Annotated in this window: 12 protein-coding genes; 1 reads left to right on the forward strand and 11 read right to left on the reverse strand. The window is 65.8% G+C overall.

Translation table 11 applies throughout. The features are described 5' to 3' along the window. The first annotated feature begins 128 nt into the window (after positions 1-128). Complete coding sequence (locus N687_RS0105020) at positions 129-1,064, forward strand: Na/Pi cotransporter family protein (protein ID WP_231493403.1); 936 nt, start codon at positions 129-131, stop codon at positions 1,062-1,064. Here the strand turns inward: N687_RS0105020 and deoC are convergent. The 11 genes from deoC to N687_RS0105075 all read right to left on the reverse strand — a co-directional run bounded on the left by deoC (position 1,038) and on the right by N687_RS0105075 (position 15,998). Beyond that, positions 1,038-2,315, reverse strand: a complete 1,278-nt coding sequence (gene deoC, locus N687_RS0105025; protein WP_029420813.1) for a deoxyribose-phosphate aldolase — start codon at positions 2,313-2,315, stop codon at positions 1,038-1,040. The genes N687_RS0105020 and deoC overlap by 27 nt on opposite strands. 22 nt (positions 2,316-2,337) lie before the next feature. Further along, positions 2,338-3,771 carry a tRNA (N(6)-L-threonylcarbamoyladenosine(37)-C(2))-methylthiotransferase MtaB gene (gene mtaB / locus N687_RS0105030; RefSeq protein ID WP_029420814.1) on the reverse strand — a complete coding sequence of 478 codons (1,434 nt, stop codon included), beginning with the start codon at positions 3,769-3,771 and terminating at the stop codon, positions 2,338-2,340. Between the two features lie 6 nt (positions 3,772-3,777). Beyond that, positions 3,778-4,536, reverse strand: a complete 759-nt coding sequence (locus tag N687_RS0105035; RefSeq protein WP_029420815.1) for an RsmE family RNA methyltransferase — start codon at positions 4,534-4,536, stop codon at positions 3,778-3,780. Continuing rightward, a complete protein-coding gene (gene prmA, locus N687_RS0105040) occupies positions 4,536-5,483 on the reverse strand; it encodes a 50S ribosomal protein L11 methyltransferase (protein WP_029420816.1) in 948 nt (315 codons plus the stop codon). The genes N687_RS0105035 and prmA overlap by 1 nt, the downstream gene beginning before the upstream one ends. A gap of 59 nt (positions 5,484-5,542) precedes the next feature. Next, complete coding sequence (gene dnaJ / locus N687_RS0105045) at positions 5,543-6,679, reverse strand: molecular chaperone DnaJ (RefSeq protein WP_029420817.1); 1,137 nt, start codon at positions 6,677-6,679, stop codon at positions 5,543-5,545. Positions 6,680-6,872: 193 nt separating this feature from the next. After that, positions 6,873-8,696 (reverse strand): molecular chaperone DnaK, encoded by a 1,824-nt coding sequence (gene dnaK / locus N687_RS0105050; RefSeq protein ID WP_029420818.1) that lies wholly within the window; start codon positions 8,694-8,696, stop codon positions 6,873-6,875. Between the two features lie 87 nt (positions 8,697-8,783). Next, the gene (grpE, locus tag N687_RS0105055; protein WP_029420819.1) at positions 8,784-9,449 is read right to left on the reverse strand and encodes a nucleotide exchange factor GrpE; all 666 of its coding nucleotides are present in this window, start codon (positions 9,447-9,449) and stop codon (positions 8,784-8,786) included. 76 nt (positions 9,450-9,525) lie between these two features. Beyond that, the gene (hrcA, locus tag N687_RS0105060) at positions 9,526-10,569 is read right to left on the reverse strand and encodes a heat-inducible transcriptional repressor HrcA (protein ID WP_029420820.1); all 1,044 of its coding nucleotides are present in this window, start codon (positions 10,567-10,569) and stop codon (positions 9,526-9,528) included. Between the two features lie 136 nt (positions 10,570-10,705). Then, on the reverse strand, positions 10,706-11,959 hold the full coding sequence (hemW, locus tag N687_RS0105065) for a radical SAM family heme chaperone HemW (protein WP_081841642.1): 1,254 nt from the start codon (positions 11,957-11,959) through the stop codon (positions 10,706-10,708). Between the two features lie 5 nt (positions 11,960-11,964). Beyond that, a complete protein-coding gene (gene lepA, locus N687_RS0105070) occupies positions 11,965-13,767 on the reverse strand; it encodes a translation elongation factor 4 (RefSeq protein WP_029420822.1) in 1,803 nt (600 codons plus the stop codon). A 188-nt stretch (positions 13,768-13,955) separates the two neighbouring features. Continuing rightward, the gene (locus N687_RS0105075; RefSeq protein WP_029420823.1) at positions 13,956-15,998 is read right to left on the reverse strand and encodes an ABC transporter permease subunit; all 2,043 of its coding nucleotides are present in this window, start codon (positions 15,996-15,998) and stop codon (positions 13,956-13,958) included. Positions 15,999-16,044: the final 46 nt, after the last annotated feature.

Below are 16,044 nucleotides of genomic sequence, written 5' to 3' on the forward strand. Positions count from 1 at the left end.
CCGCCCCAGGCAAATCGTGAATCAGACGTATTATAGTACACCCGCGAACACGCTGTCAAACCGCTTCCAGATATGCAGGCATGACCCTCGCAAACCGCTCATAGGTTGAGAAGGTGGAGGTGTTGTCCGTGTTCTGGAACCTGGCGATGGCCGCCGCAGCGCTGTTCGTCTTCATCGGAGGCCTGCAGGTCATGCGGGCAGGGCTCGAGGCCATGGTCGACAGCCGGCTTCCCGCCCTCCTGCACCAGCTGGCGCGCACCCCCGGCCGGGGGATCCTGACCGGCACCGTGATCACCGCCTTCGTCCAGAGCAGCGCCGCCATCACCGCCGCCGCCGTCGGCCTGGTCGCCGGCGGCAGCCTGGTGTTCCGAGACGCCCTCGGCATTGTGCTCGGGGCGAACGTCGGATCGACCATCACCCCTCAGTTGCTCTCGCTCGATCTCACGGCCGCCGCCGTCGTGACCCTCGCCATCGGCACCGCGGGATGGATGTTTGGTGGCCCGCGGGTGCGTCAAATATGCCGGGCGCTCACCGGTTTCTCGTGCGTGTTCATCGCGTTGCACGTCTTGGAGTTGGCCCTGCAGCCGGTGGCCCAAACCGTATGGTTTCAGAAGTGGCTCCAGGGGGCGGCCGGCAATCCTGTGGTCGCGCTCCTCACCGGGTGCCTCGCCAGCGCCGTCGTCCAGTCGAGTACGGTGACCACCGTGATCGCCATGGCACTCGCCGTCGACGGCGTGCTGCCTGTCCCGTCCGGCATCGCCATCGTGTTCGGCGCCAACGTCGGCACCTGCGTCACGTCCGTGATCGCTTCTATCGGCCAGATCCGCCCGGCGCAGCAGGTGGCCCTCGCTCACGTGCTGCTCAACGCCGGCGGAGCGCTGGCCTTCCTGCCACTGCTCGGGCCTTACAGCCGACTCATGGCCGCCCTCGCGGAAAACCCGGCGCAGCAGATCGCCAACGCCCACACCGTGTTCAACGTGCTGTGCACGCTTCTCGTCTGGCCGATCGCCCACCCGTTCGCCCGCTTGGTGGAGTGGTTACTGCCGGACCATCGCCACGCCTGAACTGGTGCCGATACGCGTGGCCCCGTAGCGCATCATCGCCAAGGCGTCCGCGCGCGTGCGCACGCCGCCCGCCGCCTTCACGCCGCGGCCCGCGGCCGCCCGGGCCATCAGGGCCACGTCCGCCAGGCGCGCCCCCGTCGGCGCGAAGCCAGTGGAAGTCTTGACGAAATCCGCACCGGCTGCGGCCGCCGCCATCGCCGCCATGCAGACCTGCGCATAGGTGAGGAAGTGGGTCTCCAGAATGGCTTTCACGACCACGCCGGGGTGCCGATGCGCCGCTTCGCACACGCGCCGCACGTGCTCGTGCACCGTCCACACGTCGTCCTCCCGCATGGACCCGACCGGGATCACCATATCGATCTCGCCAGCCCCCGCCTGGACCACGGACTCCGCCTCTGCGGCCAGCGCGTCCGGATGGGCGGCCCCCAACGGAAACCCGATGACCGTGCAGATCCCGACGGGTGTCCCCGCCAACGCCTGCTTGGCCAACGCCACATGCTGCGGGTTGACGCACACGGCGTGAAAGTGGAATGCCGCGGCGTCGCGGCAGAGGTTGAGAATGTCGACCGCCGAGGCCTCTGGTTTGAGCAGCGTGTGCTCGATGGCGCCCGCCAAAGCCTCCGGGCCCACCGTCCGTGGCAACAACGGTGCGTCCGCCGTCCACCGGATGTGCGGCGCCACCACCGCCAACTCCCTGGCGACCGCCGCCGTCAGGTCGTCCACCAGCGGGCGCACCTCGTGCCAAAGGGCGTCCAGAGCTGCGGGATCGAGGCTCGCCTGCACGCCTCGCCAGCGCGCCTCCCAGCCGCCCTTGTGCCACCGCCACAGGACATCTGCCTTGCCGAAGACCCAGGACCAGTTCTCGTACCCCTGCTCGGCGTGCCGTGCCTCGGCCTGCGCCCAGGGAAGAAAGTAGGCGCCCCGGACCTCCTCCGCCTGATGGGCTGGCTCGTCCTGTTCGTCGATCTCCTCCATCAGGAACAGCCGCACCTGCTTGCGCACCGGGACTCCGTCCCGTTCAATCCGATACTCCACCCGTCCCAGAGGGCAGAGGATGCGCGATTCGATCCCCGTCTCCTCCCGCACCTCGCGCACTGCCGCATCCTCCCAGGTCTCCCCGGGCTCCAGATGCCCCTTCGGAAACGACACGCGCCCGTATTGGTCGTCGATCAACAGCACTTCGAGCCCGCGCGCTCCCTGCCGAAGCACGAATCCGCCGGCTGCTCGCTCCACCCGTTCCGCTTGCGTCACATCGGTCCTCCTCCCGCGTTGCCTACGCCTTCATCAACGCCGCCGTGTCCAACACCGCGCCGGCCGCTTCCAGATCGATCTCGGCGTGCGTCACCTGACCTGCGAACCGCCCCACCTGCACCTGGCCGCCCGCCTCGGTGAGCACTACCTGGCACACTTCGCCCATGAGGTCTTCCGCATCCACGCCGTCCGGGACTGGGAAGGCCACCTTCAGGTAGTTGTCGGCGTGACCCACCAACCAGAACCCCGGCCGGCCGTCCGGGCCCTGACCCGGACGCACGCCGCGGCCCTCCAGGTGCAGCGGTTCTTCCGGGATCACTTCCAGCGTCCGGCCGACGTGCGCCGTCGCGTACGTCCTGGCCAGCTCCTCGGAGAGCCGGAGCATACGCTGGACGCGCGCCTCCTTCACCTCTTCCGGCACCTGGTCGGTGAACCGAGCCGCCGGCGTACCCTTGCGCGGCGAGTACGGAAACACGTGCAGCTGGGAGAACGCCATTTCGCGGACGAATGCCTCCGATGCCTCGAAAAACGCCTCCGTCTCGCCTGGGAAACCGACGATGACGTCCGTGGTGACGGCCACATCCGGCAGCGCCGCGCGCACCCGCGCCAGCTTTTCCGCATACTCGGAGACCCGGTAGTGGCGGTTCATCCTCCGCAAAACCTGGTCGTGCCCCGCCTGCAACGGGATGTGCAGGTGCCGGCAGACCTTCCGGGAACGGCCGAGGACTTCAATCAACCGGTCGTCGATCTCGCTGGCCTCAATGGAGCTGATGCGCACCCGGTACAACTCGTCGATCCGCTCCAGCTCCTCCAGCAGGTGCGACAGCCGGTAGCCGTTCAGATCCGCGCCGTAGCCGCCGGTGTGGATGCCGGTGAGCACAATCTCCCGGTAACCCGCCTTCGCCAGCTTCGTCGCCTGCGCGACGATGTTCTCCGGCTTGCGGCTGCGAATGAGGCCGCGCGCGTACGGAATGATACAGAAGGTGCAGAAGTTGTTGCATCCATCCTGGATCTTCAGGTTCGCGCGCGTGCGCTCCTCGAAAAACGGCACGTCCATCTCCTCAAATTCGCGCGTCTTGAGGATATTTCCCACGGCCTGGTAGGGATGTTGCTCCCGTTGCACCTGCTCCACCAGGTGGACGATTTGCGTCTTGCGATCGTTGCCGACCACGAGATCGACCCCGGCGATCTTCGCCACCTCGTCCGGTGCCACCTGGGCGTAGCAGCCGGTCACCACCACCGTCGCATCCGGGTTGGTGCGCACCGCCCGGCGGATCATCTGCCGCGACTTGCGGTCCCCCGTGTTGGTCACGGTGCAGGTGTTGATGACGTACACATCGGCCCGTTCGTGGAACGGCACCTGCTCGTAACCGGCCGCCTTGAACAGGCGCCAGATGGCTTCCGTATCGTAAAAGTTCACCTTGCAGCCCAGCGTGTGAAACGCCACCGTCGGCATCCGGCATCACCTCCTGAACTCGCCGTCATGGTACAGAATCGCCGCGAGCGCCGCCAGCCCCGCCGTCTCCGTGCGCAGGATGCGCCGTCCGAGCGTCACCGGCGCGGCGCCGTGCGCCAAAAACCCAGCCCGCTCGGCGTCGTCCCAGCCGCCCTCCGGTCCGATGGCGATGGCGATGGGGCCAACCCCGCCGCCGGTCGCTGGATCCTCGAGGGCCTGGCGGAGCCCGCAAGCGACCTCCTCCTCATCCAGTAAGAACACGCGCCGGACCGACCGCGCTTCGAGCCATCGCATGACCTCGTCGACGCCGGAGGCGTACGCCACCTCCGGGATCGCATCCCGATGCGCCTGCGACGCCGCTTCCCGCGCGATCCGCCGCCAGCGGATCAGCCTCTCCTCGGCTCGGCGACCGTCCAGGCGGACGACGGACCGCGCCGCCGCCAACACGGCGAAACCGGCCGCGCCCGCTTCGGTGTTGTGCTGAATCACGGCCTCTATTTTATCACCCTTCGCCAGCCCCTGGACCAAGTACACCGGGCGCCTGGGCTCCGACGACGGCAGGAGCGCCCCGACCACGACCTCCACCCATCCCTGGCGGGCGTCCACGGCCACCACCTCGGCCAGGTGCGCGCGGCCTCCGGACGCCAGTGCCAACTGTTCCCCTGGACGCGCGCGCAGCACCCGGCTGAAATGATGACCGTCCTCCCCCGTGAGCGTGACCCGCGCACCCGGGAAAAGCGGCGCGTCGACGAACGCACGCGGCATCACGGCCGTCTCACCGCCACCAGGGCCACCCAGTCGTCCCGCTGCAGGCGCCGCTCGACGGCGAAACCGGCCTTGCGGAGCGCCTCTTCCACCTGTCCCTCCTGGGTGTGGATAAATCCGGACGTGATGAACCACCCGCCCGGGACCAAGGCCTGGGCCACCTGCGGCGCCAGGGCGATGACGATGTCGCGCAGGATGTTGGCGACCGCCCCGTCGTACCGGCCCTGAAGCGGAAACCCGCGCAGCAGATCGCCCTCCCGCACCGTCACCACGTCCGTCAAACCGTTGTCGCCGACGTTTGCGCCAGCCGCCCGGACGGCCACGGGATCGATGTCAATCGCCGTCACCTCCGCCGCGCCCAAGCGCGCTGCGCCGATGGACAGCACCCCCGTCCCACAGCCGATGTCGATCACCCGTCGGCCCTGCACGGGCACATCCTCCATCGCCTCCAGGCAGAGCTGTGTCGTCGCGTGCGTCCCGGTGCCGAACGCCATCCCGGGTTCAATGACAATCGGCAGCCGTCCGTCCGCTTCTGTCTCGGCCCGCAGCCAGCGCGGCACGATGATGAACCGCCGCCCCACCGGGATCGGCGAGAAATCCTCCTTCCACGCCGACGCCCAGCTCTCCTCGTCGATCTGCTCGCCGCGCACCGTTCCCTGGGCCTCCCCCACGTCCAGGCCGGCCGCCGTCACCGCAGCCAGGTCGTCCGCGATGCGCGCCCGCCAGACGGCCTCCGGAACGGTCTCCGGCACGTACACCGTCACCTTGACGACGTCGCTGGACAGAAGCGACTCATCGAACCATTCGCCGTACTCCGGGTGGGGCGGCTGGGCGTCCCACAGCCCTTCCATCGCCACGCCCTGCACCTCGGGCCAGTCCTGCAACCGGGCCGCCAGAGCCTCGCTCGCCTCCGCCGGCACCGCCAGGGAAATCTGCCACCACTTCATGCGCTACGCTCCCATCTGTGAAGAACGCCCGGCTCGCGGCCGGGCGCCCTCCACCGTCTTCAGTTGTCGCCCAGAAATGCACTTTTCATCCGCTCGATGAACGTCCGCGACTGTTCCTGAGGCGGCCGCCCCAGTTCCTTGCCGAGCTCCCGAAGCAGCTCCCGTTGCCGCTCCGTCAAGTTCGTCGGCGTGATGACATGCACCCGCACGTGCTGATCGCCGCGCGTATTCGACCCGAGCTTCGGGATGCCCTTACCGCGCAGGCGGAAGGTGGTCCCGGACTGGGTCCCCTCCGGGATCCGCAGCTTCACTTTCCCGTCGAGGGTCGGCACTTCCACCTCGTCCCCCAGGGCCGCCTGCACGAACGTCAGCGGGAAGTCCACGTACACGTTGGTGCCATCGCGTTCGAAGATCTCGTGCGGACGCACGCGGATGACGATGTGCAGGTCGCCCGGCTGTCCGCCGTTCGGGCTGGCCTCGCCCGCGCCCGGGATACGCAACCGCGTCCCCGTGTCGACGCCCGCCGGCACGCGGATGCTGACCGTCCGGCGCACCCGCCGCCGGCCCGTGCCATGGCAATCCGGGCACGGATGGGGAATTCGCACGCCGCGCCCGCGACAGGCGGTGCACATGCGCCGGTTGACCATGCGGCCGAACGGGGTGTTGACCACGTTCTGCTGCTCTCCCGTGCCGTTGCACACCGGGCAGCGCTCGACGCGGGTCCCCGGTTTCGCACCGGAGCCCTCACAGGTGGAGCAGGTCTCCATACGCGGTACCTGGATCTCTTCCTCGACGCCGAAGGCCGCGTCCTCGAAGTCGATTTCCAGCTCGTACTCGAGGTCCTGACCGCGCTGGGGCCCGCGCGGCCGGCCGCCACCGAAGAACATATCGAAGATGTCGCCGAAGCCGCCGAAGTCCCCGAAACCGCCGAAGCCCTGGCCAAAGTCGGGCCCCGCGCCGCCCATGCCGGCCGTGGGATCCGCATGGCCAAACTGATCGTAATGCGCTCTCTTCTGCGGGTCGGACAGGACCTCGTACGCTTCGTTGATCTCCTTGAACTTTTCGGCTGCACTCGGATCGTCCTTATTCACATCCGGGTGGTACTGGCGAGCCAGCTTGCGGTACGCGCGTTTGATCTCGTCCGCGGACGCCGATCGGCTCACGCCGAGCACCTCGTAATAGTCCCGCTTGCTCACTGGCTGCACCCCCCGACGTATGGGCGCGTCGCTCCACATTACGGTTAGGTGCGCTGCGCTCCGCTTCTTCCGCGTAGCGAGCCGCTTCGCGCAACGCACCTAACCGAAACGAGGAGTGTGGGCGCGTCGCGGAACGGCTCGCTTTAGCGCAGAAGTGGAGCGACGCGCCCACAGACTCACGCACCGAACCACATCACTTGTCCTCGTCGACCACCTTGTAGTCCGCGTCCACCACGTTGTCCTTCGCACCGGAATCCGCGCCACCGGCTGAACCCGTATTCTGGCTGACCTGTTCATAGAGCTTCGTCGACAGCTTATGCAGCACCTGCGTCAATTCGTCCGACGCCCGTTTGATGGCGTCCGCGTCCGTGCCCTCCAAGGCCTTCTTCAAGGCCTGGACCCTGTCCTCCGCCTCTTTCTTCAACCCGGCGTCCAGCTTGTCGCCGAGGTCCTTCATCGTCTTCTCCGTCTGGTACACCAGTTGGTCCGCCTGGTTGCGGATCTCCGCCTGTTCGCGCCGCTTGCGGTCTTCCTCCGCGTGCAGTTCCGCCTCCTTCATCATGCGGTCGATCTCTTCCTTGCTCAGGCCACTGGAAGCGGTGATGGTGATGGCCTGGCTCTTGCCCGTGCCGAGGTCCTTCGCAGACACATGCACGATGCCGTTGGCGTCGATGTCGAAGGTGACCTCAATCTGCGGCACGCCGCGCGGCGCTGGCGGGATGCCGGTCAGCGTGAAGCGGCCGAGCGTCTTGTTATCCCGCGCCATCTCGCGTTCGCCCTGCAACACGTGGATCTCCACCGATGTCTGGTTGTCGGCCGCCGTCGAGAAGATCTGGCTCTTCGACGTCGGGATGGTGGTGTTGCGCGGGATGAGGCGCGTGAACACCCCGCCCAGCGTCTCGATGCCGAGCGAGAGCGGCGTCACGTCGAGCAGCACCACGTCCTTGACCTCGCCCGTCAGGACGCCCGCCTGAATGGCCGCCCCGACCGCCACCACTTCGTCCGGGTTGACCCCCTTGTGAGGCTCCTTGCCGATCAGGTTCTTGATGGCCTCCTGGACGGCCGGGATGCGGGTGGAGCCGCCGACGAGGATCACCTTGTCGATGTCCTTCGCCGTCAGACCCGCGTCCTGCAAGGCCTGGCGCGTCGGTTCGAGCGTCATCTCGACCAGGTCGCGCGTCAACTCCTCGAACTTCGCCCGCGTCAAATTGACCTCCAGATGCTTGGGCCCGGTGGCGTCCGCTGAGATGAACGGCAGCGAGATGGTCGTCGTCAGCGTCGAAGACAGCTCCTTCTTCGCCTTCTCAGCCGCGTCTTTCAGGCGCTGCAGCGCCATTTTGTCGTTGCGCAGGTCGATGCCCGTGTCCTTTTTGAACGTGTCAATCAGGTAGTCCATGATCCGCTGGTCGAAGTCGTCGCCGCCCAGGTGGTTGTTGCCGCTGGTCGCCTTGACCTCGAACACGCCGTCGCCCAGTTCCAGGATGGACACGTCGAACGTACCGCCGCCCAAGTCGTAGACCAGGATGGTCTGCTCGCCTTCCTTGTCGAGCCCGTAGGCGAGCGCCGCCGCCGTCGGCTCGTTGACGATGCGCAGCACCTCCAACCCGGCGATGCGCCCCGCGTCCTTCGTCGCCTGGCGCTGACTGTCGCTGAAATACGCCGGGACGGTGATGACCGCCTGCTTGACCGGCTCGCCGAGGAACGCCTCCGCGTCCGCCTTCAATTTCTGCAGGATCATCGCCGAGATCTCCTGCGGCGTGTACGCCTTGCCGTCGATGTTCACCTTGTGATCGGTGCCCATGTGGCGCTTGATGGAAATGATGGTCCTGTCTGGGTTCGTGATGGCCTGGCGCTTGGCCACGTCGCCCACCAGGCGCTCCCCATCCTTCGTGAACGCCACCACCGACGGGGTGGTGCGGTTGCCCTCCGCGTTCGGAATCACAACCGGCTCGCCGCCCTCCATCACGGCGACGCACGAGTTGGTCGTCCCGAGGTCAATCCCAATCACTTTCGGCATGACAGACTCCTCCCTTCACACAATCGACCATCGGTCCCCTGCTCCACGCCCGGCCAGCCACGAAGCGGCGCCGGCGCTGCGACGAACTCACACCGTCACCTTCACCATCGCGGGCCGCAACACCTTGTCGCGCAGCATGTAGCCGCGCTGCAGCTCCTGCACGACCACGCCCGGCTCGCCGCCGTCCCCCGCCGGCTCCTGCATCACGGCCTCGTGTACCGAGGGATTGAACTTCTCGCCCACCGCCGGCACGGGCGTCACACCGAACTTCTCCAGGATCCCAAGAAGCTGCCGGTGCACCATCTCGACCCCCGTGCGCAGCTCGGAGGCCTCCGCGCCGGTTGCCGCCAGGGCCCGCTCAAAATTGTCCACCACCGGCAGCAGTTCTGCGAGCAGCTGCTTGTTCGCAAACCACTGCAGTTCTTCCTTCTCCTGCCGGGTACGCCGCCGGAAGTTGTCGAAATCCGCATGGGCGCGCAGCAGCTGTTGGCGCAGGCGCTCGACCTCCTCCGACAGCCGGGCAACCTCGGCCGCGGCATCCGGCGCACCCGCGCCCTGATCCGCGTCCGGTCCGGGCTCAGCCGCATCCAGGGCATCATCCTCTGCGGCGGTCCCGGCGCCGGTCTCCGGCTCCGCCGCGCCCTCCGATTCCTCGCCCCGCTGGGCCTCCCCAACGGCGGCCTCATCCACCGTCGCGGCAGGCGTTTGGTCTTCTGTTCGATCCTGCTGCTGTTCCTCGTCTTCTCGCTTCACGTCAGACCTCTCCCTCCAACCAACGCACGCCCGCCTGGATGGCCTGTCCAAGGCGCGCCGATGCGGCCGCGGGCTGTCATGACCCAGTCAGCCGCTCCGTCATCAACCGCGTCAGTGCCCCCGCCGTGTACTCCAGGATGCGCATGACGCGTGTGTAGTTCATCCGCGTGGGCCCAATCACACCGATGCTGCCGACCGGCACCCCCGCGACCATGTACGTGGCCGACACGACCGTGCAGTCCTGCAGGCTCTCCACCGGGTTCTCCTGGCCGATGCGCACCTGTACGCCCGGTCCGGTCAGCGGCACCACATCGAGTGCTCGCCGCCAGTCGGCCGACTCCAACAGCTCCAGTACCGGCCGCACCTTCTCCACATCCCGGAACTCCGGCTGCCCGAGCATGTTCGTCACGCCGCCCACGTACACCTGCGCAGGTCCGTTGACCACCGTCTCACTCAACTGGTCCAATACGGAGATCGCGTCCTCGTACCGCTCCAGCGTATGCGCCATCTCCGTGGCGATCTCCTGGTACAGATGAGACCGCAGATGCGCCAGGGACGTCCCGACCAGCTTGGCGTTGAGCAGATTGACCATCCGCACCACTTCGCCGGGCGGGATGTCCTCCGGCAGCGTCACGTGCCGGTTCTCCACGTGCCCGGTGTCGGTGACCAGGATGGCCACCGCCGAACAGCCGCCCAGCGGCACCAGCTGGATGTGCCGGATGTGCTGCTGGTGAATCATCGGCCCCAGCGCGATGGACGCATATTGGGTCAACTGCGAGAGCACGGTCGCCGTCTGCTGGATGACCCGCTCCACCTCGTTCATCCGTTGCTGGAAGACGTCCCGCAACACCCGCAGGGTGGCTTGGTCTATCTCCTTGCGCGTCGCCAGGTGATCCACATAGTATCGATATCCCTTCTGGGATGGCACGCGTCCCGCAGACGTGTGTGGCTGGTCCAAGTATCCTAATTCTTCCAAATCCGCCATCTCGTTTCGGATGGTTGCCGGACTTAGCTGGAAATCTTGGTGTTTGGACAACGTCCTCGATCCGACCGGCTCGGCCGACCGGATGTAATCCTCCACGATGGCGGCCAAGATCAGTTTCTGCCTGGGCGTCAGCACGTCCACTGCCGTGCACCTCCTGAACTCGCCCGAACCCCGCGGCCGCCGTCCGGGCCGCGGCGCCAATCTGTTAGCACTCACTCGGAACGAGTGCTAAACTCACTCAAGTCGAACATAGCAACTCGGATGGAAATTGTCAATTGACGTCGAGGGGCACTTCATCTTCCGTCAGGGTGCCGACAAACCGCTCGAAGACCACGTTCGCCACTGGCCACGCCCGCTCCGTCAAGCGCAGACGGCCCCCTTGCCAAGTCAGAAGCCCCTGGGCGACGAGCGGATCGATCACGCCAGCAAACGCCTCTTCCATCCGCACCCCGTGGCGCGCCAAAAACCGCTCCGCCGACACCCCTTCGCGAAGGCGCAGCCCCAGCATCAGGGTATCTTCCGCCGATTCTGCTGCCGACACCTCATGGGCAGCGTCCCAGGGCCGCCGCCCCGCCTGAACGTGGGCCGCATATTCCTGGTGGGCGCGGACGTTCTCGTAGCGCCGCCCGAACGCGTACCCGTGCGCCCCCACGCCGGCTGCCCAATACGGCTCGTTGTGCCAGTACACGAGGTTGTGGCGGGCCTCGCACCCGGGCCGGGCGAAGTTGCTGACCTCATAATGGACGAAGCCCGCTGCCGCCAACTCATCCCGCACCAGGTCGTACATGTCCGCCTCCAGGTCCTCCCCGGGCAGCGACAGAAGGCCCTCATCCCGCCAGCGGGCGAACGGCGTCCCCGGCTCCACCTTCAGCCAGTAGGCCGACACGTGCGGGACCCCGAGCCGCACGACCTCGCGCACGCTCTCGCGCACGTCCGCCAGGGTCTGATCCGGCAGTCCGAACATTAGGTCGAGGTTGAGGTTCGTGAAGCCCGCGTCCTGGGCCATCGCGACGCTGCGGCGGATGGTATCGGCGTCGTGCAGGCGGCCGATGGTGAGCAAAAGGCGCTCGTTGAACGTCTGCGCACCGAAGCTGAGCCGGTTGACCCCCGCCTCTCGCAACAGCGCCAGCTTCTCCTCGTCCACCGTGCCCGGGTTGGCCTCGACGGTCACCTCCGCCCCTTCGGCCAGGAGAAAGCAACGGTGCAGCGCCGCGAAGACCTGGTCCAGCTGGCGCGCCGACAGCAACGTCGGTGTCCCGCCCCCGAAGAACACCGTCTGAAGCGGCGCCGTCGCCTCCGCGCCCAGCAGCCGGAATTCCTCTGCGAGCGCCGCGACATAAGCGTCCATCGCCGGCCGTGGCGCCACGTACGTCGTGAAGTCGCAGTAGTGGCAGCGGCTCGCGCAAAACGGGATGTGCACGTACAGCGAGGTGGGCACCGCGGTGTGCAGCGTGTCCACCAGGCGCCCCCGCAACACCGGGTGCCCCCGCAACACGTCCGCGAGCCCGCCCACGTTCTCATCCATGCCCATCACTCCATCTTCAACACGGCCATGAACGCCTCCTGCGGCACCTCGACACTGCCGACCTGCTTCATCCGCTTCTTGCCTTCCTTCTGCTTCTCCAGCAGCTTGCGCTTGCGCGTGATGTCGCCGCCGTAGCACTTCGCCAGCACGTTCTTGCGCATCGCCTTGATGGTCTCGCGAGCGATCACGCGGTTGCCGATGGCCGCCTGAATCGGCACCTCGAACAGCTGCCGCGGGATCAGCTCCTTCAGCTTCTCGCACAGGGCCCGCCCGCGCGGATACGCCTTGTCGCGGTGGACGATGAACGACAGGGCGTCCACCACCTCGCCGTTGAGCAGGATGTCCATCTTGACCAGGTTGGAAGGCTGGTACCCGGCCAGCTCGTAGTCGAACGACGCGTAACCGCGCGTGCACGATTTGAGGCGGTCGAAGAAGTCGTACACGATCTCCGCCAGCGGGAGCTCGTATTTCAAGGTGACCCGGGTCTGGTCCAGGTACTGCATGTCCTTGAACACACCCCGCTTCTCCTGGCACAGCTCCATCACCGCGCCGACGTAGTCGTTCGGCGTGATCACGGAAGCCGTCACGACCGGCTCCTCCACGTGTTCAATCCGCTCGGCCGGCGGCATCTTGCTGGGATTGTCGACCTCGACCCGCGTGCCGTCGGTCAGGTACACGTGATACACCACACTTGGTGCCGTCGTGATCAGCGTCAGGTTGTACTCCCGTTCCAGGCGCTCCTGCACGATCTCCATGTGCAACAGTCCGAGGAAACCGCATCGGAACCCGAATCCCAGCGCGCTCGAGGTCTCCGGCTCAAACGTCAAGGCCGCGTCGTTGAGCGACAGTTTCTCCAAGGCCTCGCGCAAGTCCTGGTAGTCGCCGCTGTCCACCGGGTACAGGCCGCAGAACACCATCGGCGTCACCTTGCGGTATCCCGGCAGGGGCGCCGCACACGGCCGCTCGGCGTCCGTCACCGTGTCGCCGACGCGCGTGTCGCGCACGTTCTTGATGCTCGCGGCGAAGTATCCGACCTCGCCCGCCGCCAGGCTCTCCACCGGCGTCATGCCCGGGCGGAACACGCCCACCTCAACCACCTCGAACTCCGCCTGGGTGGCCATCATTCGGATGCGCATCCCGGGGCGGATCTCGCCGTTGACGACCCGGATGTAGACGATGACCCCGCGGTACGAGTCGTAGTGGGAGTCGAACACCAACGCCTGCAGAGGCGCCTCAGGATCGCCCTGCGGCGGCGGGACCTTGCGCACAATCTGCTCCAGTACCTCGTCGATCCCGATGCCCGCCTTGGCCGACGCCAGCACCGCCTCGCTCGCGTCGAGGCCGATGATGTCCTCAATCTCCTGCTTCACTCGCTCCGGATCGGCGCTCGGCAGGTCGATCTTATTGATCACGGGCAGGATCTCGAGGTTGTTGTCGAGGGCCAAATACACGTTGGCCAAGGTCTGCGCCTCGACCCCCTGGGCGGCGTCCACCACCAGCAGCGCCCCCTCGCACGCCGCCAAGCTGCGCGACACTTCGTACGTGAAGTCCACGTGCCCCGGCGTGTCAATCAGGTTGAGCTCGTACTCGATCCCGTCCTGCGCCTTGTAGAACAGGCGCACCGGCTGCAGCTTGATGGTGATTCCGCGCTCCCGCTCCAAATCCAACTGGTCGAGCAGCTGGTCCTGCATCTCCCGCTCCGAGACCGTTCCGGTGCGCTCCAGCAGGCGATCCGCCAGCGTCGACTTGCCGTGGTCGATGTGTGCGATGATGCAGAAGTTGCGGATTCTCTGCTGCCGATCCGTCATGCCCGAGCGCCGCCTCCCGCCGTGTATGTGCGCCAGCCGCGCGCCTTGCTCTGCGCAGCCCCTACGAAATACGCCGCGCCCCACAAAGGCGCGGCAGCCCGTCAAAACGCGTCATGATTATATCATTCCAGCGCGGCCGGAGACAACGGATTCGTGCCCGGCCGTTCACAAGATTGCGGAGCCACCGATCAACCATGGCCTCGCTGTTCGGGCGCGCCAACCGCTTGCCGTTCGCTCCTGCCTTGTCCATGGCGGCTCGTGATCTTCCGCACCACCTCATACCGCCACCCCAAGGGAGGTGCATCCGCTCGCCGGGGCACAGATTGCGCCGCGATTCGAAGGCCCGTCACCAACAGGTTCAGTGCGATAACGGTGATGGTCAGAAAGACGATGGGACCCGCCAGCACCCACGGGGTTGCCGCAAAGTCGCGGGCATTCTCGGCGACGAGCGCGGTCCAGTCCAGTGAAGACGGGTAAAACACCCAGACTGGAGCGGAATACACGGATTCGAGCCGCCAGCTCGGCATGATGGGGTACTGGAAGAAACCCAGTGTCGAGATGAGGAGCAGAACGCGACCCGATTCGACGGCAAACAGCTCCAGCACGACCATCACGAGCGTTCGCCAGTGATGAATAAGCAATTTCGTCAGGGCAGAGTTGCCGGCGATTTCCGCAGCCTCCATGTATTCCTTTGCGGAGGCATCCTCCAATCTGTGGACCATGGCATCGGCCGCACGCCCGATCTCGATCACGCCGATGATCGCCATGTACACCCACCGATGCACCGCATCCCAATGGATTACATTTTGGGAAATCCGCACGCCATACCAATACACATCGGGAATTTGCAGGATCAGCAGTGCCAGCAAGACGCTGGGCACGACACTGACCAGCGAACTCCATGTCAAGACCAGCTCGCGAACCCACTGTACCCGCCACACGGAGGACACGAGCGCGAGCACGGTGGCGGCCATCACAATCCCGCTGACAGGGATCAGCACGTACCCAAAGGTGGATAAGATTCCGTGCAGGGTACGGCTGAGCATGTCCCTCCCCTGGGCGTCGGTGCCCAACCAATGGATTCGTGATGGCGGAAACGGCGGCGCAGTGATGGTGTCGTTGGGACCGAAGTGGATCACATCCTGCTGTTCGGGGGATGGCAGCGGCAGCCAGTGCGCAACCACGCCAAGTGCCACAATCGACAAGAGGGTCACGCCACCGCCAATCATCTGCCAGGGCACGCCGAATCTCCAGCTGGATTCGCGCAAGGGTGCGGCGTACGGATTGAACGATCGACGATATCCAACGGCTCTCAACAGCAATCTTGCCAGTCCCCACGCCATCCCGTACACCAATCCGCACGCAAGCACGCCGCCGAAGACCAGTGGCGCGTCATATGGATAGTATTGCACCTCGTTGGTCGGCCAAATGGGCGTGTAAATCGGTGCGAATCCTTTGTTGCCCATGGCTCCAAACAACATGGAGACCATCCCGGGACGATAGAGGAGATACTCCACCATCACCAGGTTGGAGAACAGCAGCCCGATGACAGGCACCACGCTCTCCAAGACCACCGGAAGACAGTTCGGCAGGACGTGCCGCGCGATGACCCTCCTCCTGGACAAGCCTTTTGCATACGCGGCGACCAGGTACTGCTGCCCCAGTTGCTCCTCCACCACGCCCCGTACCATGCGCGCCAAGTACATGGCGGGCACAAGGCTGATCAATACCGCGGGAACGAGTGTTCCCGACCAGAAGGCTCGACTTCCGACGAAGTACACCTGGATGTGATGGCGAAGCAAGTAGAAACTGAGCATTTCCAATACGAGGATCATGAAAAAATCCGGGAGAGACTCGATCAACCACTGCAAGCCGAACGACATCATAGGGAACCGGCCGCCATGGTGTCCCTGCACCCCATCGTAGATCCCTTTGGCCACACCGAACACGATGGTGATCAGCAGTCCGATGGCCACGAGGACGAGGCTCGACGCGAAACTGGACACCACAATCTCTGCCACGGGACGGCCCTGGACGACATCCATGCCCAGAGACCCGTGCGCAATTCGGTGCCACAAATCCTCCAAATTGTGCAGGTAGGCGGACCAGCGAAAATAGACAATGGGAGTCCGCAACTGAGCGATCTGGGGTTTCGGGTCCGAACCATGCGGAAACGCAATCAACAGGACCAGCACGCACGCCACGACCAACCAACGCACGAACGCCTTCAAGACCCTCGCCTCACCTCATCCGCCAATACCCCAAATCTACCATAAG

The organism is Alicyclobacillus macrosporangiidus CPP55, assembly GCF_000702485.1.
GTDB lineage: Bacteria > Bacillota > Bacilli > Alicyclobacillales > Alicyclobacillaceae > Alicyclobacillus_H > Alicyclobacillus_H macrosporangiidus_B.

Excerpts from the sequence above, each read along its gene's own strand:
- dnaK (WP_029420818.1), bottom strand. The coding sequence starts at position 8,696 with ATGCCGAAAGTGATTGGGATTGACCTCGGGACGACCAACTCGTGCGTC.
- mtaB (WP_029420814.1), bottom strand. The coding sequence starts at position 3,771 with ATGCCGACGGTGGCGTTTCACACGCTGGGCTGCAAGGTGAACTTTTAC.
- N687_RS0105035 (WP_029420815.1), bottom strand. The coding sequence starts at position 4,536 with ATGCCGCGTGCGTTCGTCGACGCGCCGCTTTTCCCGGGTGCGCGGGTC.
- hemW (WP_081841642.1), bottom strand. The coding sequence starts at position 11,959 with ATGGATGAGAACGTGGGCGGGCTCGCGGACGTGTTGCGGGGGCACCCG.
- lepA (WP_029420822.1), bottom strand. The coding sequence starts at position 13,767 with ATGACGGATCGGCAGCAGAGAATCCGCAACTTCTGCATCATCGCACAC.
- prmA (WP_029420816.1), bottom strand. The coding sequence starts at position 5,483 with ATGAAGTGGTGGCAGATTTCCCTGGCGGTGCCGGCGGAGGCGAGCGAG.